Origin of the sequence: Paenibacillus hamazuiensis (assembly GCF_023276405.1) — a bacterium.
GTDB lineage: Bacteria > Bacillota > Bacilli > Paenibacillales > NBRC-103111 > Paenibacillus_AF > Paenibacillus_AF hamazuiensis.
The window spans coordinates 3,435,297-3,457,121 of the sequence record NZ_JALRMO010000001.1 but is presented as its reverse complement, the minus strand read 5'-3'; the positions used below and the strand labels follow the sequence as shown (position 1 = coordinate 3,457,121).

Annotated in this window: 17 protein-coding genes; 14 read left to right on the top strand and 3 right to left on the bottom strand. The window is 56.9% G+C overall.

From position 1 onward, the window contains the following. Nucleotides 1-292: 292 nt before the first annotated feature. From MYS68_RS15330 to MYS68_RS15310, 5 genes are all read left to right on the top strand, one after another. Nucleotides 293-1,480 (top strand): exonuclease SbcCD subunit D, encoded by a 1,188-nt coding sequence (locus MYS68_RS15330; RefSeq protein ID WP_248926678.1) that lies wholly within the window; start codon nucleotides 293-295, stop codon nucleotides 1,478-1,480. Then, entirely contained in the window at nucleotides 1,477-4,926 is a 3,450-nt protein-coding gene (locus MYS68_RS15325) for an AAA family ATPase (RefSeq protein ID WP_248926677.1), read from the top strand. Before MYS68_RS15330 ends, MYS68_RS15325 begins: the two co-directional genes overlap by 4 nt. A 43-nt stretch (nucleotides 4,927-4,969) precedes the next feature. Then, on the top strand, nucleotides 4,970-5,809 hold the full coding sequence (locus MYS68_RS15320; protein WP_248926676.1) for an AraC family transcriptional regulator: 840 nt from the start codon (nucleotides 4,970-4,972) through the stop codon (nucleotides 5,807-5,809). Nucleotides 5,810-5,966: 157 nt separating this feature from the next. Then, a complete protein-coding gene (locus MYS68_RS15315; RefSeq protein WP_248926675.1) occupies nucleotides 5,967-6,842 on the top strand; it encodes a phytanoyl-CoA dioxygenase family protein in 876 nt (291 codons plus the stop codon). Between the two features lie 230 nt (nucleotides 6,843-7,072). Then, nucleotides 7,073-9,316, top strand: a complete 2,244-nt coding sequence (locus MYS68_RS15310; RefSeq protein WP_248926674.1) for a stalk domain-containing protein — start codon at nucleotides 7,073-7,075, stop codon at nucleotides 9,314-9,316. 57 nt (nucleotides 9,317-9,373) lie between these two features. On the opposite strand, the gene MYS68_RS15305 is transcribed toward MYS68_RS15310, so the two are convergent. Further along, complete coding sequence (locus tag MYS68_RS15305; RefSeq protein WP_248926673.1) at nucleotides 9,374-10,189, bottom strand: flagellin; 816 nt, start codon at nucleotides 10,187-10,189, stop codon at nucleotides 9,374-9,376. Nucleotides 10,190-10,214: 25 nt separating this feature from the next. Then, on the bottom strand, nucleotides 10,215-10,502 hold the full coding sequence (locus MYS68_RS15300) for a hypothetical protein (RefSeq protein WP_248926672.1): 288 nt from the start codon (nucleotides 10,500-10,502) through the stop codon (nucleotides 10,215-10,217). A 257-nt stretch (nucleotides 10,503-10,759) separates the two neighbouring features. Here MYS68_RS15300 and MYS68_RS15295 point away from each other — a divergent pair, with 257 nt between their 5' ends. Continuing rightward, nucleotides 10,760-11,152, top strand: coding sequence for a nuclear transport factor 2 family protein (locus MYS68_RS15295; RefSeq protein ID WP_248926671.1), 393 nt, complete (start codon nucleotides 10,760-10,762; stop codon nucleotides 11,150-11,152). A 99-nt stretch (nucleotides 11,153-11,251) separates the two neighbouring features. Here the strand turns inward: MYS68_RS15295 and MYS68_RS15290 are convergent, their stop codons facing one another. Continuing rightward, nucleotides 11,252-13,183 (bottom strand): FAD-dependent oxidoreductase, encoded by a 1,932-nt coding sequence (locus MYS68_RS15290; protein WP_420852121.1) that lies wholly within the window; start codon nucleotides 13,181-13,183, stop codon nucleotides 11,252-11,254. Nucleotides 13,184-13,342: 159 nt separating this feature from the next. Here MYS68_RS15290 and MYS68_RS15285 point away from each other — a divergent pair, with 159 nt between their 5' ends. The 8 genes from MYS68_RS15285 (at nucleotide 13,343) to floA (ending at nucleotide 21,791) form a co-directional block, all read left to right on the top strand. Next, on the top strand, nucleotides 13,343-13,696 hold the full coding sequence (locus MYS68_RS15285) for a hypothetical protein (protein ID WP_248926669.1): 354 nt from the start codon (nucleotides 13,343-13,345) through the stop codon (nucleotides 13,694-13,696). A gap of 803 nt (nucleotides 13,697-14,499) precedes the next feature. Further along, nucleotides 14,500-15,501 (top strand): cation diffusion facilitator family transporter, encoded by a 1,002-nt coding sequence (locus MYS68_RS15280; protein ID WP_248926668.1) that lies wholly within the window; start codon nucleotides 14,500-14,502, stop codon nucleotides 15,499-15,501. Nucleotides 15,502-16,530: 1,029 nt separating this feature from the next. Next, nucleotides 16,531-18,000: a methyl-accepting chemotaxis protein gene (locus tag MYS68_RS15275; RefSeq protein WP_248926667.1), complete on the top strand. Its 1,470-nt coding sequence runs from the start codon at nucleotides 16,531-16,533 to the stop codon at nucleotides 17,998-18,000. Between the two features lie 134 nt (nucleotides 18,001-18,134). After that, nucleotides 18,135-18,479, top strand: a complete 345-nt coding sequence (locus MYS68_RS15270; protein WP_248926666.1) for a histidine triad nucleotide-binding protein — start codon at nucleotides 18,135-18,137, stop codon at nucleotides 18,477-18,479. A 98-nt stretch (nucleotides 18,480-18,577) separates the two neighbouring features. Continuing rightward, nucleotides 18,578-18,751: a 30S ribosomal protein S21 gene (gene rpsU, locus MYS68_RS15265; RefSeq protein WP_010491812.1), complete on the top strand. Its 174-nt coding sequence runs from the start codon at nucleotides 18,578-18,580 to the stop codon at nucleotides 18,749-18,751. Nucleotides 18,752-18,765: 14 nt separating this feature from the next. Further along, nucleotides 18,766-19,209 (top strand): GatB/YqeY domain-containing protein, encoded by a 444-nt coding sequence (locus tag MYS68_RS15260; RefSeq protein ID WP_248926665.1) that lies wholly within the window; start codon nucleotides 18,766-18,768, stop codon nucleotides 19,207-19,209. Between the two features lie 178 nt (nucleotides 19,210-19,387). Next, the gene (locus tag MYS68_RS15255; RefSeq protein WP_248926664.1) at nucleotides 19,388-20,764 is read left to right on the top strand and encodes an NfeD family protein; all 1,377 of its coding nucleotides are present in this window, start codon (nucleotides 19,388-19,390) and stop codon (nucleotides 20,762-20,764) included. Between the two features lie 40 nt (nucleotides 20,765-20,804). Next, nucleotides 20,805-21,791 carry a flotillin-like protein FloA gene (floA, locus tag MYS68_RS15250; protein ID WP_248926663.1) on the top strand — a complete coding sequence of 329 codons (987 nt, stop codon included), beginning with the start codon at nucleotides 20,805-20,807 and terminating at the stop codon, nucleotides 21,789-21,791. Nucleotides 21,792-21,825 lie beyond the last annotated feature (34 nt).

The following is a 21,825-nucleotide window of genomic DNA, read 5'->3' as shown; positions in this document are numbered from 1 at the left end:
GGAACGGATAATCCCAAAAAGTTGGATTATATTCGGACTGTTTTCGGAAAAACACTTTTGCCGCCATTTTAAAACAAGTAATTTGTATTATTATGGCTGAATGGGAGCTTTTTGCCGGTGATAAGCCAACCATTTGGGATTATTTCGACGCCTGGGGCGCATACAGGTACATACGGGTCCTCGGGGCAATGGCGAACCTCTTTGTTCCGTTTCGGATATAAGAGATGTCACTTTGTGCCGCCAAAACGGCTAATTTCAACAATTGCAGATAAAGCGAAAGGAGCTTGAGCCGATGCGCATTTTACATACGGCCGACTGGCATTTCGGCCGCACGCTCGAGGGGCGGAGCCGGCTTCCGGAGCAGGAGGCGTTCGTGGACGAGCTCGTCGCGATCGTCAGGGAACGGAAGGTCGATCTCGTGCTGATCGCCGGAGACGTCTATGACTCCGTCAATCCGCCGGCGTCGGCGGAGCAGCTCTTTTACGACAGCCTTGCGAGGCTTGCCGACTACGGGACGCGTCCGGTCGTCGTGATCGCTGGCAACCACGACCATCCGGACCGGCTTGCGGCGGCGGCACCGCTGGCGGCCCGGCACGGGGTGACGCTGGTCGGCCTGCCGGTAGCGCAGCTGCAGGAAGTCCGCGTGAAGCGGACGGACGAGCTGGCGCGCATCTTCGCGCTGCCGTATCCTTCGGAAGCGAGGCTGCGCGAGCTGCTGTCTCTGAGCTCGGACGAAGAGGCGCTGCGCAGCGCCTATTCCGACCGGGTGAAGCATATTGTCGCGCAGCAGGCGAAATATTTCGCTCCGGATTCGGTCAACTTGATTATGAGCCATCTGTACGTGCTGGGCGGTGCGGAAACCGATTCGGAGAGACCGATTCAAGTCGGCGGAGCGTACACGGTCGACACGACGGCTTTATGCGCGGGGGCGCAGTATGTGGCGCTCGGGCACCTGCACAGGCCGCAGACGATGAAAGCGGAGGTGCCGATCCGCTACAGCGGCTCGCCGCTCGCGTACAGCTTCTCCGAAGCGGGTCAGGCGAAGTCGGTTACGCTGCTTGAGGCGGAGCCGGGTAAACCTCCCGTGCTGGAGGAAATCTTTTTAGCGAGCGGAAGGCCGGTTGTCAAATGGACGGCGAAGCAGGGGCTCGCGGAAGTGCACCGCTGGCTTGACGAGGGGCGCGATAAACAGGCGTGGATCGATCTCGAGCTGCACGTGACGGAAGCGCTCGGCATGGAGCAAATACAGCGGCTGCGCACGGCGCACGACGGGCTCCTGAACATCCGGCCGGTGTATCCGGATATGGAGGTGGCGGCGACGGAGGCGGCTGCGGCCGGCAGCCTGCCGATCGACGAGCTGTTCCGGCGCTTTTACCGGCGTCAGACCGGCGGAGCGGAGCCTGAGCCTGAGCTCGTACAGCTGTTTTTGGAGCTGCTCGGTCAGGATGAGGCCGCCGGCGGGGAGGAGGATCGCCATTGAAACCGATATCGCTTCAAATCGCCGGGCTGCAAAGCTACAGGGAGCCGCAGGAGATCGATTTTACGAAGCTGTGCGAGGCCGGGGTGTTCGGCATTTTCGGACCGACGGGCAGCGGCAAGTCGTCGATTTTGGACGCGATGACGCTGGCTTTGTTCGGTGTGGTGGAAAGGGCCGCCGGGGGCACTCAGGGCATCATGAACCAGGCGGAAAATACGCTGTCCGTCTCGTTTTCATTTCAGCTCCAAAATGCTTCGGGCATAGATACATACCGGGTAGACCGCCAGTTTAAACGAACCGGAGAAGTATCCGTTACGGGTACGGTCAGCCGGCTCGTGCGTATGAAGGACGGCGAAACCGTCGTGCTGGCCGACAAAGCCAAGGACGTAACGGCTCAAATTCAAGATATACTGGGCTTGTCCATGCAGGATTTTACCCGCGCGGTCGTGCTGCCGCAAGGGAAGTTTGCGGAGTTTTTGACGTTGACCGGAAAAGACCGGCGGCTAATGCTGCAGCGGCTCTTTCATCTCGAAAGCTACGGGGACCAGCTGAGTGCCAAGGTCAGCGGCAAATTCAAGGAAACCGACGTGGCGATCAAGGAAATCGCCGCAACCCAGACAGGTCTCGGCGAAGCCTCCGATGAGGCTTTGCAGGCGGCGCAGGAACGGCTTCGCGAAGCCGAACTCCGTGCGAAGGAAATACGAGGCCAATTGGCCGCCCACGAGCAAAAGGTGGAAGAGATCAAGCAGCTGAAAACATGGCAAACGGATCGTGAGCTTACTACGGAGGCGCTGGAGCGATTGGAGGCGCGAACACCTCAGATTGAAGCGCTGAAGCGCCGTCTGGCCGAAGCGGAGCAGGCGGAACGGCTGCGCCCGTACCTGGAGCAGGCGGAATACGGCGAACGCCAGGTCGCTGCAGCGGAGCGAGAGGAGCAGCTCGCGACGCGGGATCATGCCGCGGCGGCGGAGCAGTACGCGCATGCGGAGACGGCTCACGTCAGTGCAGAGCAGCTGCTTCAAGCAAGCGAAGCGCCGCTGTCCGTGCGAATCAGCCAGCTGGAGCAGGCTTTGCAGGACGAGCGGGACATCGCTTCGCTGGAGGCGGCGATGCGTGAGCTGACGGTTCAAGCCGCGGCGGCGGACACGGAGCTGCAGCAGGCGAAAGAGCAGCTGCGCAAGGAATCGGAGCTGCGGGAAAAGGCGCTGAAGCGGCAGGCCGAGCTTAAGGAGGAGCTGAAGCTGGCCGAGGTGGGCGCCGAAACCCGGCTGCGGCTGCAGCAGGCGGCGCAGCAGCTGCAGGAGCTCGAGCGGCTGCAAACGCAGCTCGCCGAGCAGGACGCCGAGCTGGCGAAGCTCCGCAAGCAGCAAAGCGACGCTTCGCTGGCGGAGCGGGAGCTTGCCGCCGAAGCGGAGCGCGCAGCCCGCGGCAAGAGCGAGTGGCTAGGTGCGGCGCTTGCTGCGCATGCGCAAGCGGCTGCAGCGGCGGCGGGCTTGGAGCGGCTCGTGCAGGCGATGCCGCAGCTTGGCCGGCAGCTGCGCGAAGCGGGCCGCGAAGCCGAGCTGCGGCGCATGGCGGCCGAGCTCGCGGAGCGGCTGCGCCCGGGCGAGCCCTGCCCGGTATGCGGCTCGCGCGAGCACGCGATGCCGGCGGGGCCGCATGACGAGGGCGAGCCGGACGCGGCGCTGGACGCGCAGCGCGAGCTCGAGGCGAAGCAGCACGAAGTGCGCGAGCGGCTGACGGCGGCGCAGCAGCTGAGCTTTCGGCTGCGCGGTTTGCTGGGGCAGGCGGATGCCGCCGCCTCCGCCACCGATGCTGCCGTCGCGGGTGCGGCGGGAAGCGCATACTTGGAAGTCGCAGCGGCAGCGTCGCCGTCCGTTACCGCAGCGCTGGAAAACATCCTTCAGCAGCTCGTCGGTATTAGCCGGGAGCTTGCGGCGGCAGCGGAATGGGAAAAGAACGCCGCTTCGGAGGCGGCCTCGCTGGAACAGCGGCTTAAGGAGCTGCAGCGCGAGGAAGCCGCGCTGGACGGGCGCCTGCGCGAAGCGCGTGCGGCGCAGCAGCAGCTCGATGTATTTCTCGGCGGCCTCGCCGAGAAACGGAGCGCCGCCGAGCGGACTTATCAAGACAAGCTTCGCTCGTGGGAGATCAGCTTTCCCGGACTGAAGCGGGAGCAGCTCGAGCAGGATGTCGCCGGGCTGCAGCGCAAGGACGAGGCGGCGGAGGAGCTGAAGCAGCGCATCGAGAAAAGCGTGCCGTTCCTCGAGGAGCGCGAAGCCGCCATCCAGCGGCTGCAGCAGCAAAGCGCGGCGCTTGAGCTGGCGCTGGTCGAGCGTCGCACCAAGCTCGCCGCCGACGACGCGCGGCTGCGCGAGAAAGAGCGGCAGCTCGCCGCCCTCACCGGCGGCGAGCGCGCCGAAGCGCTGGTCGCGGCGGCGACCCGGCAGCTCGCCGAGCTGCGCGCCTCCGCCGCGGCGGCCAAAACCGCGCTCGAGCAGGCGCGCGAGCGGCTGCAGGCGGCCGCGCACCGCAAGGCGGCGGCGCAGCAGGCCCTCGCCTCGGCAGCGGAGCACGCCGCGAAGGCGCAGGGCGAGTGGCGGCAGGCGCTCGCCGCCACCGCCTTCGCGGACGGGCAGCAGGTGCGCAGCGCCCTGCTGCCCGCCGCGGACAAAGCCGCGTGGGCCCGCGAGGCGGAGGCCCACGACAGCGAGCTCGCGCAGCTGCGCGGAAAGCTGCGCGAGCTCGAAGCGAAGCTGCAGGGCCGCGTCGTCGCGGACGACGAATGGGCGGCCCTGCAGGAGCGGCTGGCGCAGCTGAAGCAGGCCGACGAGGAGGCGCTGCAAAGCCGCGCGAAGGCCGAGCGCGACCATGAGGAGCTGCTGGTGAAGCATGAGCAGTGGAAGCGGCTGGAGGAGGCAAGGCTAGGGCTGCAGACGCTGCTGGACCGGCTTTCCAAGCTGCAGTCGGTGCTGCGCGGCAACGCCTTCGTCGAATTCGTCGCCGAGGAGCAGCTGATGCAGGTGAGCCGCGCCGCCTCGGAACGGCTCGGCTCGCTGACGCGGGGCAAATACGCGATCGAGGTCGATTCGGGCGGCGGCTTCGTCATCCGCGACAACGCCGGGGGCGGCGTGCGCCGCCCGGTCACGACGCTGTCCGGCGGCGAGACGTTTTTGACCTCGCTCGCTTTGGCGCTGGCGCTTTCGGCGCAAATCCAACTGAAGGGCCAATATCCGCTCGAATTTTTCTTTCTCGACGAAGGATTCGGCACGCTCGATCAGGAGCTGCTCGAGACGGTGATCGCCGCGCTGGAGAAGCTGCATGTCGACCGGCTGACCGTCGGCGTCATCAGCCACGTGCCGGAGCTGAAAAACCGGCTGCCGCGCCGGCTTACGGTCGAACCGGCGGAGCCCGGCGGACGGGGCAGCAGGGTTAAAATCGAGACGTTCTAGCAGGCCGCGCCGCACGGCGCCGAAAACCAGAGGAGGGAAGCCGATGCAGCTGGAGCTGTTTCCGCTCGGCGACGTCCGGTTCATTCGCAAACGGAACACCGGCAAAGCGCGCTGCGAGCCGGGCTGGAACTGGTATCCGAAGCCTTTGCCGGATTATGATTTGTGGTATGCGGTGTCCGGCAAGGGCCGGATGATCGTCGCCGGGCAAACGTATCCGATCCGCAAAGGAAGCTGCTTTCTCGTTCGCCCCGGCGACCGGCCGGAGGCGGAGCAGGACCCGGACGACAGGTTGACCGTCATTTTCGCGCATTTTGACGCCGTTGATCGGAAGACGGGGGAGCCTATCGATCCGCAGCGGATGCCGGGCCGGTTTACGCAGGTGGAGGATACGTTTTTATTCGAGATGCTGCTGAACCGGATGCTGCAAATCGTCCATACCGGGGACGCGTGGCACGGCGAAGAATACGATTTGATCCTGAAGCAGGCGATGCTTCATTTGTTCCGTTTCCAGCACGAATCGCAGGCTGCTCCGGCGGGCAAACACAAGCTGCTGATAGACAGGGCGATCGGCAAAATCCGTGAGAATCCCGGCCGGCGCATCTCCCACCGGGAGCTTGCCGACGAGGTGCAGCTGTCGCCGGAGTATCTCAGCTTGCTTTTCAAAAAATATACCGGTACTTCGATCAAGGAGTATATTACGGACGTGCGCCTCGAACGGGCGGTGACGCTGCTCTCCGAAACGACGATGAACGTATCCCAGGTCGCGGAGGCTCTCGGTTACGGCAACATTTACTTGTTCAGCAAGCAGTTCAAAGGCCGCTACGGGGCGCCGCCCTCCGCATACAAAGGCAATGTGCCGCCATCCCTTCCGCACAAAGGGTAACGTTGCTCCCTCTTGCAGCAGCTGGCCGACATAACTGTCCGTTATCGGCTTAAGTATAAATAATATAAGATTGCCGCCATTGGATGAAAATCGCTTCCCGGCTACAATAAGCTTAGAAAAGCAAACTCATAAGCTTAAGAGCCGAAGGAGGCGCGATATGGGGAAAGTATATCAAAATCGCACGCTGCATTCGTACGATACCCCGGATGAAGTTCAGCTGGCGCAGACGATTGCGGACACCTTATACCGATACGATGCGATCGCGGAGGAGCGGATTTCCCGCATCGGGGATTTGAACGAAGAGCATGTAAAACAGTTTTGGGAACGCGGCTACTTGGTTGTCGACGAGGTGCTCGGCGAACAGGAGATCCGAACGTCCATCGAAGCGCTGATGGATATTTTATTCGACCGTTCGCTCGGCTCGAAGGTGCAGTTTGTGAAGCCGAAAGCCGAGCTCCATACCGATGAGGAAAAGGAGCTTGCCGCCCGCAAAATCTACGAATACGTCGACCACGAGCCCCGCCTGCGGGATATTGCGTATCATCCGTCCATTCTGAATGCGATGGAAAAACTGTTCGGAGAAAAGCCGAAGCTGGCCCAGGATCAGGCGATACTGAAGCCCCCCTCGGGCGGAGCGGAAAAACCTTGGCATCAGGACATGGCTTACGGAAATTTGGCCTACGACAAGTCGGTGATCGGCATTTGGATTGCGCTCGACCCGGCCGAGCTCGATAACGGCTGCATGCACGTCATTCCTTACTCTCACCGGGAAGGGGCGACTCCGCATTATGCGGTGCGGGACTGGCAGCTGTGCGATGTCAGCGTGAAGGTTGAGCACGACGTCGCCGTGCCGCTGAAGCCGGGCGGGGCGCTCATCTTCTCCGGGCTCTTGCATCACGGAACGCCGCCGAATTTCTCGACCAAACGCCGTCGTTCGCTGCAAATCCATTATGCGCCGGAATCGGCGTCCAAGCTGACTCCGCAAGCATACAAGCAAATGTTTACAAATGAAATGACCGGGGCAGAATGCTAATAGATAAGCTCCGTTCATGCAGGCCGGCAGGCGTACAATCGCTTGCCGGCTTTTTCTCGCGAGTCGGGGTCCCCTGGTCGGGGCCGTCGGCGTACAGTCAGGCAAACAACGCATTATCCCGCAGGCAGAAAAACGGAAGTTTCCCGGCTTGCCGATCCTTTACATCCCACCCCGCATGCTTTACTATCGGAGACAAGGCACTTATTTTACGAACGAAACGAGGAAACAACATGAGTCGCGAACCTAGGAAAAAATGGACGAAGCCGGCAATCAGCCTGCTGCTGACGCTGGCGCTCTGCGCAGGTTTATCCGAGCCGCAAACCGTGCGGGCGGATGCGATATGGGACCGCTGGCAGGCGGCCGATGCCGCCGTCAAATCGGGCAAACCGGCCGATGCGGTGCCGCATTGGAAGTTTTTGGTCGACTTTTATGCGTCAAAGGGCGATTGGGAAAACGCTGCGCTCTTTTGCGGACGTCTGGACGAATACTTTGACAGCATCAAGCAATATGACGAGGCGATCCGTTACTACGAGCTGGAAAATACATATTGGCTGAAAGCGGGCAAAGACTGGGGCGCTGTCAAAATGCAGCGAGCGGAGCAAATCCGCACGACGATCGAAGCTTATATGTCGGTCGCAGACGAGGATACGCTGCGGCGGGAAGCGGCTCCGGCCGGCGGCAAGCTGGCCAAATTCGAGCCCGAATACGGGCTGTACATCGGCATGTATTCCGAACAGGACCCGGAGATGCTGAACTATTTTACCCGCGCGGAAAAGGTGTACGGCAAGCCGCATGCGATTTTTTTGGCGTATTCGCAGGTCGGCAAAGAGTTTCCGAAGCAGCACGCGATGCGGGCCAAGGAGGCCGGCGCCGCTTTGCAGATCGGCTGGGAGCCGACGGGCGGCCTTGACACGGTCGCCGATAACGATTACCTGCGCAGGTGGGCGCGCGACGCGAAGGCGTCCGGCATTCCGATCTTTCTCCGCTACGCCAGCGAGATGAACGGAGACTGGGTTCCGTGGCACGGGGATCCGCAAAAATATATCGAAAAATTCCGTCTCGTCCACGACGTGATGGCCGAGGAAGCGCCAAACGTGGCGATGGTGTGGAGCCCGGGCGACGTTCCCGCTTATTCGATGCATGCGTATTATCCCGGGGACGATTACGTCGATTGGGTCGGCGTCAGCTTGTATACCGAGCCGTACGAGAACGGCGATCCGCAGCAGGCCAACATGCAGGGTACGAGCCCCGTGGAACGGTTGGATGAGCTGTACAGAACGTATGCCGACCGCAAGCCGCTGATGATTAGCGAAACGGCGGTTTCGCATTATGCGCACATTCCTGAGGAATCGTTTACGGATTGGGCGCTGATGAACATGGACCGCCTGTATAATGTGATGCCGCACAAATATCCGCGACTGAAAGCGATCACGTGGTATAACGTCGACTTGAAAGACAGGGAGTCGCGCAACAATTATTTGCTCAGCGCGAACCCGGAGCTGAAGGCGGCTTATGCGAAGCTCATCTCCAGCCCGTTTTATTTAAGCAAGGTGGAAAACGGGGCCAAACCGGCGGACGGCGTCGGCTTCGTCAAGCTGGGCGGGACCGCGGCGTTTGCCAAAAAAACGACGATCCACCCATTCGTCAAAATTCCCGACATTTACATCGGCAAGCTGGAATATTCGCTGAACGGAAAGGTGATCGCGACCCGGACGGAGGCGCCGTACGGCATCGAGCTGGAGGCCGGACAAGTGCCTGACGGCTCCGTATTCGAGATTGCGGTCTATAATAAAAACGGCGAGAAGGCGGGGAGCAGCACGTTCCCGATCCGCTCGCAGGTGTCCGTCGCCATCAACGGCGCCGATCAGAAGTACGAGCAGCCGCCGGTCATTATTTCGGGCAGCACGATGGCGCCGCTGCGGGCGATTTTCGAATCGTTCGGCGCCGCGATTACATGGGACGCGGCGACGCAAACCGCGACCGCGCGGAAGGGCGATGCGACCGTCGTGCTGAAAATCGGCGACAAACGGGCGACTGTCGGGGGCAAGACAGTCGAACTCGAGACGCCGGCGCAGCTCGTGAACGGCTTTACGATGGCGCCCGCCCGCTTCGTCGGCGAGGCGTTCGGCGGCACGGTGAGCTGGGACGGGGCGTCCCGCACCGTGCAAATCAAAGCGGCGGGCCTTTCGGCTGCCGCCGGCCAAAGCGGTGTCGCCCCGTCCCCGGGCGACAAGCTGAGCGCCGCCGCTCCGCAGGGCGGCGGCTCAACCGCTGCCGGGGCAGGCGGCCCCGCCTCCGCGGCTGCCGCGGTGGATGCGGCGCAGCCCGCCTCACCCGCCTCATCCGCCACAGCCGGCGCCCCCGGCGCAGAGCGAGCGCCCGGCATCAGCGTTCCGGGCCTGATCACCGGCCTCGCGAAGCTTGCGGCCGCCCTTTTCAAAACCGTACAAGCGCTCGTCACGCTATTGACATAAAAAGCTGCCGCGATGACATCAGCATCGCGGCAGCTTCGGGTAACCGGAGTGTTGTTCCTATACGTTCGAAAAAAGATATTTCACCATATCCCGCTGAGATTGTGTGATCGATGCAATGACCGCAAGTGTATACTGCTGAATGAGTTTATTTTGATCCAATTGCGCCGACACCTGAACCAAATCGACGTGCTGATATTTTTCGACGAGCGCGTTCAGTTCCGTCTGCTTGCTCTCCATGATGCTGGAACGTGAAGACAAAATAAACCCGTCGGTGCCGAAACCGGTTTGCGCATTCGTAAGCATGACGATCGCGTTTTGAATATTGGCGGCTGCGGTCGTGGCGGCATTTTTCGAGGAGATCGATCCGCTTGTGGATAACCCTAATCCTGATGCGGTCGTATTGGCTATTTTTAATTCGTAGGTTTGACCGGGTCCGGTTGCGATCATGAGTCCTGTTGCCGCATAGGTGCCGTCCAGCAGCTTTTGCGAGTTGAACGTCGCGTTATTTACGATTGGATCGAGTTCGGAGTAAAGCTTCTGATATTCCGTATTGTAGGTGTCCCTGTCGTTTTGATTCGAATTGGAGGCATTTTGCGCAAGCTCGAGCATTTTCTGCAAAAACGACAGCTGCCGGGATGCGGCGTCCGTGACGATCGACATGACTGTGTTGCCTTCGTCGATATTGCTTATATACGCACTATAGCCGGAAGCCTCGCGCTGAAACCGGGAAATGCGGGTGAACAGGGAAGGATTGTCGGCGGGGGAGGAAAACTTTTTCCCGGTCGTCAGTTGGCGCTGTAACACCTCGTTGGCCTTTTCCATCTGATTGTAATTGAAAGCGGCCCGCAAAATCGAACTGAACTGTAAACTCATCCTCTGCAGCCTCCTCTGAAAAACGCTATGGTTTCCGCAGCAATCCCTTCATAAGCTCGATCGCCTTCCGGTCGTTGCCTGCCGACAAATGAATCGAGCAGGCGAGGTAGATCATGATCAAATAATCGCAAATCTCCTCATCGGCTCCTTCCCTCAACTTCTCTTCCCTCATGCCCAGCGTCAAGTCATCTAATATGCGCAGCGCTTTCGTCTCCCAAGCGAACTTCTTCAATCCCTCCTGCTGCAAGGAAGCTTGATGGGCAAAATAAATCACTCTTTCGTGAAGTTTGACGGCGATGGTTTTCCAATCCATGGAGGAGCAATAAGCCTTCTGAAATTGCATTAACCTGTGTTGATATTCGGCAGGTTGCATCATATCCGTCACCTCTCGTACAGATCGCGGAATGCAGGATTCCTAATCTATCTGTATGAGGGTCGGGATAGCAACATGAACAAGCCGGATAAAAAGATTCGTAAGAAAAATTGATATTTTCCCCAAACAAGACAGGTTCTGTCTTGTTCTCCTGTTATTCTTATCTTCGAAGACAAATGGGAGAGGAGAAAAGGAATATGCGGAAAAACGAGGCTTTTTTAGCTTTTCGCCGGGCAATTGAAGAAGGGGAGGTTGCGGATTTTCTTTCCCTCGTATCCGAGGATTTTTATTTTACCGTTCCGCTACCGCTTGCGGAATGGAAGGGAGAACAGCGGGGCACGAGGCGCTTCGAAGAGTTGATCCGGTTCGAGCGCGAACATTTGGCGGTTCGGCTGACCCCGGTTATCGAATTGGAGGATGACCGCTGCGGGATCGTGGTGTTCCGTGCGGAAGGGACTTTGGATGGCGCACCCTACGGCAATGAACTGGCAATACTGTTTGAATTCGAAAAAGACCGGATTCGATCGTTCCGCGAATACGTAGGCTCAACCCAATATATGGCGGATAACAAAGGGAAGTCCGTTTCCTAGCCGCCTTCAATAACGAAGAAGACCTTGACGGATCTCCTGTCGAAAAAAGGAGACTTTCAAGGTCATCTCTACATTTGCCCTTTTTTTGAAAAGATGGGGTTACCTGGAGGCGATCGGCTGCCGCAGCTCCTCCAAAATCAGCTTCGCCGCCTGCCGGGCGCTGGAAAATGCGCGCTCCGCCAGCTCGCCTTTGCCTTCGCAGCCGTCGCCGCAGAAAACGAACGGCACGCTTTCTATACGAACCGGCAGCAGCTTGTTGTCCACGGTGTTTTTTACGCTGGAAACCATCGCTTTCTTCGAAACCCGTTTTACGGCTACATGGTCCCGCCAGCCCGGATAATAATGATCGAACAATTGTTCCATTTGCTCCGTCTTGCTGTCCAGATATGTTTTCCGCTCCGTTTCATCATCGAAGCTGTCCTTTAAATAGGCGATTCCTTGCAGCAGCTGCCCGCCTTCCGGCACAAGCGTATGGTCGGTCGCCGACACGTCGCTGATGAACAGCTTGTTGTCCATATCGCTGATGTAGCTGAACGGACGGGCGACGACTTTGGAGAGGCCGACATCGTACACCATAACCTCGGTTGCCGTGTTGTTTTCGTAAGGCGCTACGAACGGCTCCCACGCCGTGCCCTTGAGCAGCTTGACGACCTGCTGAACCGGCATGGCGAAAATGACTCGGTCGAAAGCGAGCTCGCGGTTTTTCGTCTTAAGGTAATACTGCCGGTCGGCATAGCGGATACCGTCCACGCCTTCCTGCAATGCGATCTCCCACCGATCCGACAATTCGATTTTTTGCCGCAGCTGGTTCGTGATGACGGCCCAGCTGCCGAGAATGTAATTGACGGGGCGGCTCGACAGAAACAGGTTCTGATAATATTCGCTGATGACCGGACCGGGCACTTTGCGCGCTTCCTCCGGAGTGATGAAGAAGTTCGAGCATACGAGATGCTCCCAAAGCTCCTTGACATCCTCGTCTGCATCCGATTCAGCCAAATAGTCGCCCAACGTCGCGTAATTTTTGACGTTATGGATGTGGGCGATGATCGCCGTGATCTCCCCGACAAAACGCACCTTTTGCATCGTGCTGAGCAATTCCGTTCGCATCAGATTGACGAAATCGAGCGGAGCGGGAGTGAGCTGCCCGTGTTTCGCATACATGACCTTGCGTTTATCGACTTGTTTGGAGCTGAAGGAAAGTCCGAGCTCCCGCTCCATGCCGGCGATGCTGTGGCGGTCGATGCCGTAGATGGCATGCGCTCCGTAGTTGAGCGTAAAGCCGGATTTTTCATAGGTAAAGGCACGGCCCCCCAACTGAGGACTGCGTTCGAACAAAACACCTTCTACGCCCGAATGCTCGGACAAATATGCGGCCGCGGTCAACCCGGCGAGACCGCCTCCAATGATCGCTACTCTCATGGTCGTTTCCTCCTTCGTTTTCGGTTCGAGCTGAATCGGCGCCACCGGCTGATCCGTGCGTATGCCGGACCACACTCTGGCGAGCCGTTCGCGAACCATTTCAACCAAATTTCCTTGTTCATCCGTACACCAGGTTAACAGCGTTCCCCAATAAACGGAAACTAACAGCTCCACTTTGCTTTGATCCGGAAGCCAATGCAGCAAACTGTTGTAGAGCAGCTGCTGATGGTCTTTTTCCGGATTCGCCAGCGGGCCGTTTTGCAGCGACATCGACAACAGGCTGCGGATCAGCTTCGGATGTTTGCGAATATTGTACGCCAAGTCTAAAAACAACCGGTTTATATGCGTTTCCAGGGACGGCACCTTGGATGTCGGTTCTTTCATCCATTTGCGGATGATGTCGTCCTGACGTTTGGGAACTTCGCGGATAATTTCGTCCTTGCTTTTGAAATAGTGGTAAAACGTCCCTTTGGACGTATTGGTGGCGGCGATAATATCGTCGACAGACACGTTTTCGAAGCCTTTTTCGATAAACATGCGGAGCGCGACGTCGATCATGTACTGCTTTTTTTTGCGCGTCGCGGCTCTCATCAAATCGGACAACGGAATCACCTCCCACGTTCGAAATTCCGGTTGTTTTAAGTATATGCCAAAAAACGTCGCCAGTCTACCGGATTATAGACTATCGGTCTAATTTTGCGCAGGAACCTATTCGATGTGGGCGAATATCCTGATTTTAAGTGATTGCCGATAGGGAGGGGCTTTGAAATTATGGATAAAACGGAAGTGGTCGCCTTTTGCAGGAGACATATGCACAAGTATGTAGTCATTAGCATGACGGATGGGAGCATGTACGACGGGATTGTAGAGCATGTGGACGAAGAACGCTTGTATTTGGCGGTACCGATCGGCGATATCGCCGAGATAGAGGCAAGAGCCTTTGATCCGTTCGGGTTTCCGCCGGCGTTTCCGTATACTTCCCCGTATTCGCACCCATACTCATATCCATTCCCATACACATATCCTTATATGTTCGGCTATCATCCGGATCCGCGCTTCCGCCGCTTGGTACTGCCGATTGCCGGTGTATTCTCTTTGTCCGTTTGGTCAACTTTTCAGAGATAACGACAAACCTTTAAACCCTGGCGCCTTAGGCGGGGGTTTTTGTTTTTGCCGGCTGCACCGTGGGAATTTGCTTGTTGTGACTTGGAGGCAGTCTGGATAAAGCGGACCGGATATGGAATATCCGCTGCTTATGGTAAGATAAGTTAAACGGAAATAATCCTTGATGGCATGCGCGTCATGTATACGGCAGGTTAACGGTCGCTGCCGAGCTTATTTGGCTCAAAAACGTCATTTTTAAACGGTAACGGTTGTGGAGGGTTTATTCATCAACTTATTTCCCTCCATACGATGAAAGTTCACAAATTGCCACTCCGGCAACCGTTTACCGTTCCGAAATCGCCCGTTCGGCCCCTAAAACGGAGGTTAAAATGCTGAGGTTGATTGCATTTCTTTTGGAGTTTTTAAGGTTCATATTTATTTTAATGATTCTCATTTACGTTTTGGGGACCGCTGAAATTTATATGTTGAATCAAACTATAGGTTGGAACCGCGATTTATCCTGGTGTTTTGCCGTTTCGAACCTGATCGTAGGGTTTGTTCTGTATCGGAATTATTTTCAATTCAAAGGCTGGTTCAAGTCGCCGAATAATAAAAGGTTAAATCATAAAACAATATACATACTGCTTGTTTTTTCTTTGGCGTTTTTGATGGCGCCCGTTATTTTTAAATAAACTTGCGTGCCCGAAACCCTTTTAAACGTGAAACTGCTGGCTTCGTTGTTCGTAATACTTATTGACGACTGGGCTTCATATTTATCATGCCCGGACAGAATTCATGAATTTAAAATTTAGCAGGAGGAAACGATGGACCCCGAACCGGAACGAGAAAATTGGATTGAACTGATCAAGAAAGGGAACAAGTCGTCCGCTTTGGCGATGGTCGGCAATGCCTTTATTGCCGCTGCCAAGGGGATAGGCGCCGCCATGAGCGGCAGCGGAGCGATGTTTGCTTCCGCGATGCATTCTTTGGCGGACAGCATTAACCAAGGGTTTGTGTTTGCAGGCAGCGTCCTGGCGGAGAAAAAGCCTACCCGCCAATTTCCCACAGGCTTCGGACGCGTAATTAACATCTTCTGTATGGTTGCCGTCATTGTCGTAAGCATCATGGCTTATGAAACTATTCGTGAAGGATGGCATCTGGTTCAACATCCGGTTCAGGCCGGCGGCGGATTTTGGCTAAACGTCGGCGCATTGCTGCTTAACCTTGTCGTCGATGGCGCGATCTTGGTCAAAGTCATGAAGGAGATCACAAAAGAGGCCAGAGTTCAGACCGCCGGATTAGGATTTATTTGGGCGTCTTTTAAACATGTGGGCCGTTCAGCGCCGCCTACCCGGCTGGTGTTTTACGAAGACCTGGTTGCCGTTACGGGCGCATTATTAGCCATGATAGCGGTTTTGATTACATCCCTGACAACGTTCGAAGCTCTTGACGGAGTCGTGACCATCGTCATAGGTTTGTTGATGATCGGGGTTGCGTTCCGGGTGGGCTATGATAATATGGTTGGCCTGATCGGCGTAGCCGCCCCGCGAGATGTGGCGGAAAAAGTTGCGATGATCATCCTTTCGGATAAGGATGTTACGGACATCAACCATTTCCGGATTATCCAGGAAGGGCGATATTATCACGTCGATGCCATGATTGAGCTGCGTAAAGGATTGACTTTAGCCGATGCGGACGATATCAAATTCCGCGTTCAAGATAAATTGATTTCCGATCCGGATATAACGGACGTTGTCATCGGCATCATTGAGGACAACGGCGTGAAAGACTGGACACCCGAATCGCTGAACGAGCTTGCCAAATAAACAAAGGCGGCGTATGCATAAATTGCGTACGTCGCCTTTTTGATTTATGTAGGCGGGGCGGGCAATCAAATAAGTAGAGCGTGTCCGCGGCAGGTTTTGCGGCAGCAAACCCACGGCGGGACAAACGCGGGCCTGAGGCACACGGTCACTCATCCGTCCCGCACCAGACGTAAAGCGTGTCCGCGGCAGGTTTTGCAGCAGCAAAACCACGGCAGGACAAACGCGGGCCTGAGGCACACGGTCACTCATCCGGCCCCGCACCAAACGTAAAGCGTGTCGATGGCAGTTTTGCGGAGCAAAACCATGGCAGGACAAACGCGGGAGCGAGGCACGCGGTCACTCATCCGGCCCCGCACCAAACGTAAAGCGTGTCCATGGCAGGTTTTGCGGAGCAAAACCACGGCAGGACAAACGCGGGCCCGAGGCACACGGTCACTCATCCGGCCCCGCACCAAACGTAAAGCGTGTCCATGGCAGGTTTGCGGAGCAAAACCATGGCAGGACAAACGCGGGAGCGAGGCACGCGGTCACTCATCCGGCCCCGCACCAAACGTAAAGCGTGTCCATGGCAGGTTTTGCGGCAGCAAAACCACGGCAGGACAAACGCGGGCCCGAGGCACACGGTCACTCATCCGGCCCCGCACCAAACGTAAAGCGTGTCGATGGCAGGTTTTGCGGAGCAAAACCATGGCAGGACAAACGCGGGCCTGAGGCACACGGTCACTCATCCGGCCCCGCACCAAATGTAAAGCGTGTCCGGCATCGGATTTTTTGCCTGAAAGCAAAAAAATCCATGCCGGACAAAACGCGAACTAGAAGCGAGCGGTTGCGCAAACCAGGCGGGTCCAGGGCGCCCGAGCGCCTGGGGTCCCCCCGGTGGGGGGATTTAGGGGGGCGGCACGGGGCATTCTCTCTTGACGTTTCCCCAAAAACTATTTATATTTTCATGTAAGAAAACATAACAAATTATAGCTCTTTAACTCTTTATGTGTAATAATATCTTACATATATAAAAAGGGTGGGGTGTCTATGAAACCATTATTTATCGTATTTTCGCAAAAGAAAGTGACGGATTTGCTCGGCCGGATGGCATCGGGGGATTTCAGCTCGGGAAGTCCGGCGGCGGAACGTTACAAACATCCGCTTGTTTTTATGGTGAAAAAAGCGATGGAAGGTCTTAAGGCGCTCATCCGCATCGTGGAAGGAAGTTCCCAGAAACTCCATAAGCATGTGGAAACGATGAGTGCCAAATCCCAGCTTGTCGCCGAGCAGGTCGACGGAGTTACGACGACGATCAAGGAAATCGCGGAAGGGATTCAGGATTCGGCCGAAAATACGCAGCAGGTCGCTGAGCAGATGAGCCGCATGCACTCGCTGCTGCAGGATGTGAACAAGATGAATGGGGCTGTAGTTGCGGACGCGGCAGCTTTTGTGGCGAAGATGCAGGAAGGCAAGCAGGAAATCTCCTCCGCCGCCCGGCAGATGGGCACCATTACGGAAGAGAGCCGGCGTGTCGGCGAGCGGATGGCGAGCCTGGAAGCGGCGCTGGAGATGATCTCCGAGACGACGAGACTGATCTCGGACATTTCCACGCAAACGCAGCTTCTCGCGCTGAATGCGAATATCGAAGCCGCGCGTGCGGGCGAGCATGGCAAAGGGTTTGCCGTCGTCGCGCAGGAAATCACGAAGCTTGCGGGCCAAACGAAGCAGGCGACCGAAGGTATTGCAGAGCATCTGGAGGCGCTGTCCTCACAAGCGGAGGAGCTGCGCGGCTCCATCGGACAAATGCAGGGAACCGTCGTCTCCGGCATGGGGATCATGCAAAAAGCATATACGAAATACGAAGATATGGAACGTTTTCTGGACGGTCTTGCCGGAAATATGAAGCAGGTGGAGACCAGTCTCGAAGGGGTGACCGGGAGTACCTCGGCCATCGCCGATTCGATCAATCACATCTCTTCCATGATACAGCAGGTGGCGGCGGGCAGCGAGGAAGTACTTGCCTCGGCAGAAGTGCAGCAAGGCCATATCGTCCAGATGAACGACGTTATACAGGAGGCGAGGCGCGCCAGCATGTCGCTTCGTTCGGCGGTTTCGCAATTCAAGCTGCCTGACAGCGGTCATATGCACCCGCTTCAAGCCGTCATGGACTCTTGGGTGGAGACGGCGCTTCATATTCGGCTGATCATGGTGAATCTGATCGAAGCGACGGAGGAGTCGAAAATCGCTTTTTGGAAGCAGGAGCTCGCGATGTGCGATGAGCGGATCGAGCGGTATTTTAATCGGCTTGAGTCAGGGCTGCGATCGGATCGCGACCGGGAGTGCTGCAGCCGGCTTGTGGCGAGCTGGAATCATTATAAGGAAGCGCGCGATCAAAATGTGACGTGGATGGAGCAAAAAGAATACGAACGAGCCAAGCAGGGGGTGCGTGAAACGGCTCGTTTACGATTCAAGCAGGCGGTCGATTTCGCATATGAATGGATGGAGCGCGCAGATTAACCCTTTTTGAAATCCGTTTTTTTTAAGGCAACGCTGTATAAAAAGCGATGCCGTTTTCTTTTTGCGGAAAAATTAGGTATGATAGAAGAAAAGCTTTTTAGTAAAGGAATAGTTACGGGAGGCGGCAAGCGAGGATGGACTGTATTTTTTGCAAAATCGTAGAGGGAACGATCCCTTCCAAGAAGGTGCTCGAAAACGAACATGTCGTTGCATTTCACGACATTCAGCCGGCCGCTCCGGTGCACGTGCTGGTCATTCCCAAGAAGCATATCGCTTCGATGAATGATGTAGGTCAGGACGATTGGGGACTGATGGGCGAGGTGCTCCGTGCCGCGCAGCAGGTCGCCCAAGAAACCGGAATCGCAGAATCGGGCTACCGCCTCGTCAACAACTGCGGCGCCGAAGGCGGGCAAGTCGTGTACCACCTGCATGTTCATGTCATGGGCGGCGAAAAATTAGGGCCGCTTAACAGTAAGTAAATGCACAGGTTGACACCCGGTTTCATTTTCACATATAATGAAATTTGAGTGATTTGTTTTTTTCGTCTTGGACGGTCTGTCGGAGGGAGGGAAAACTGGTGTCAGAAACTCGAGTTCGCAAGAATGAAACAATAGATGCTGCACTTCGTCGCTTTAAGCGCTCCATCGCCAAGGACGGCGTTCTAGCGGAAGTTAAAAAGCGCAAGCATTATGAGAAGCCTAGCGTAAAGCGCAAGAAAAAATCCGAGGCTGCTCGTAAGAGAAAGTTCTAGGAGGCTTTTGATCGATGAGCTTAAGCGAGAGATTGAACGAAGACATGAAGCAAGCGATGAAGAGTCAAGACAAGTTTAAACTCTCCGTAATCCGTATGGTTCGAGCCGCTATCAAAAACATTGAGATAGATCAGCGTAAAACCTTAGATGACAATGAAGTGCTTGACGTTCTGAATCGTGAGATCAAACAGCGAAGAGATTCCCTCCAAGAATTTGAGAAAGCCGGGCGTGCCGACTTGGCCGAGAATTTGCAGGCGGAACTCGCCATATTGTCCGAATACATGCCGCAGCAGTTAACTGACGAAGAAGTAAAAGCCATTGTAGAGCAGACCATCCAAGAAGTGGGAGCTTCTTCGAAAGCGGACATGGGCAAGGTCATGGGCGCACTGATGCCTAAGGTCAAGGGACGTGCTGACGGCAAGTTGGTTAACCAGCTTGTTCAGCAAAGCCTATCATAATGTGAATGAAAAAACACTCTCTATCCGGGAGTGTTTTTTTGCCGTTTAAGGCTGCAGTGCGAGGCGGATGCTGCGCACATTGCCGGGGCGTTTCCGGCATATTTGAAACAGTTGGCGGTTTGCTGCGTATTACACATTGCTGAGGTCAAATAGGATTCGACGAAAAGAGGCGAACCATGTGAATCCATCGGTAAAAAAGGTCGGCGTTATGCTGCTTATGTGGCTTCTGGCGCTGTCCGTCATCGGAGGGGCGGCGGTTGCGGCGGAGCCGCGGGCCGTTCCGCCGCCGGTTCATTCGGCAGCTTCCGCTCCTGTTGTTGTCGTTCCGGTACACCAAACGATCGAAACGGGGCTGGAAAAATTTTTGCAGCGGGCGTTTCGGGAGGCGGAGTTGTCGCGGGCGATGTATATCGTGCTCGACATCGATACGCTCGGCGGACGAGTCGATTCAGCCGAGGAAATCGGAGAGGCGGTCCGGTCGAGCCGGATTCCCGTCATCGCCTACGTTCATGGAAAGGCGGTATCCGCGGGGAGTTATATCGCGCTGAATGCCCATGCGATCGTGATGGAGCCGGGCAGTTCGATCGGGGCAGCCGCGGTTGTTGACGGAGCCGGCAAGGAGGTGGAGAGCGCCAAAGTCGTCGCACACTGGGCCAGCGAGATGCGCGCTGCGGCGGAACTGAGAGGGCGGGACCCGCGCATTGCCGAAGCGATGGTCGACAAAAACGCGGGCGTGGAGATGGCCGCGATTCACCGCACGGTGCAGAAAGGCGAGCTGGTCAGCCTAACGGCCGAAGAGGCGGTCGCCGTCGGTTACGCCGAAAAGATCGTCAAAGACTTGAACGAGGTGCTGCAGTACCTGAATGCGGCAGACCACCCGGTACAGACGATCGAACCGACGCCGGCCGAGAAGCTGGCGCGCTTTTTGACGAGTCCGTACGTGGCGGCACTGCTGCTGGTTATCGGGCTTGCCGGCATTGCGATCGAGCTGTTCGTACCCGGGTTCGGATTGCCCGGTATACTGGGATTGCTTGGTTTCGGGCTTTATTTTTTCGGCCACTATATGGCCGGTTTCGCCGGGATCGAGGACGTGGTGCTGTTTGCGATCGGTGCCGTTCTGCTTGTTATCGAAATTTTTGTGCCCAGCTTCGGCATACTCGGGATTATCGGCATTGCTTGTCTGTTCGGAAGCGTCGTCATGGCCGCATATAATACGAAGCAGGCGGCCATATCGCTGGGGATTGCGTTTCTGATCGCCGCAGTCGTCGTGGCTGTCGTCGTCAAGATTTTCAAACACCGCGGAATTTGGAACAGGTTTATTTTGCGGGAACGTTTGGACACCGACCAGGGGTTCGTAGCGAGCCCGCCGAAAACGCAATTGCTCGGGTCGTCCGGTGTGGCGGTTACTCCGCTTCGGCCGTCCGGAATCGCCGAAATCGGAGGGCGGCGCGTCGATGTCGTGACGAGCGGCGAGTTTATTCCGGTTCATACGGAGGTTGTGGTCATAGCAGTCGAAGGCCCCCGCGTCGTCGTTTCCGCCGTCAAACATTCGTAATGCGGCAGCTGCCGGATAAAAAAATATCAGGAGGTTACCTATGGATTCTCTCGTTTATATGCTTCTTCTCGGAGTGCTGGCGATTATCGCGTTATCCGTCTTTTTCAGCTTCGTTCCGGTAATGCTGTGGATTTCCGCGCTCGCTTCCGGAGTGTATGTGGGCATTTTTACGCTGGTGGCGATGAGACTGCGCCGCGTCGTTCCGAGTCGGATCGTCAATCCGCTCATTAAGGCGACGAAAGCCGGAATTACCCTGTCGATCAACCAGTTGGAAAGCCACTTTTTGGCGGGCGGCAATGTCGATCGCGTCGTCAACGCGCTGATTGCGGCCCACCGGGCCAATATCGAGCTGCCGTTCGAGCGCGCAGCCGCCATCGATCTCGCGGGACGCGACGTTTTGCAGGCGGTGCAGATGAGCGTCAACCCGCGCGTCATCGAGACGCCTACCGTTTCCGCCGTTGCCAAGGACGGCATCGAAGTGAAGGTCATTGCGCGCGTCACGGTACGCGCCAACATCGACCGTCTCGTCGGCGGTGCCGGCGAGGAAACGATCATTGCCCGCGTCGGGGAAGGGATTGTCACGACGGTAGGTTCTTCGGGATCGCATAAGGAAGTGCTGGAAAATCCGGATAAGATTTCGCGTACCGTGTTAGATAAAGGGCTCGATGCGGGGACGGCGTTCGAAATTTTGTCCATCGATATTGCCGATGTCGATGTCGGCAAAAACATCGGCGCCCACCTGCAGACGGAGCAGGCGGAGGCGGATAAACGCATCGCGCAGGCGAAAGCGGAGGAACGCCGGGCTATGGCGGTCGCGCAGGAGCAGGAAATGAACGCGCGCGTCGTCGAGATGAGGGCGAAGGTGGTCGAAGCCGAATCGCAGCTGCCGCTGGCGATGGCCGAAGCGCTTCGCGAAGGTAAAATGGGGGTCATGGACTACATGAATCTGAAAAACATCGACGCGGATACGCAAATGCGCGCTTCGCTCGGCAAAGCGGCCGATCCGAACAAAAATGAGAAGGAATGAGGCGGATGACCGCAAGCGGAAGCCGGTTTTCTTC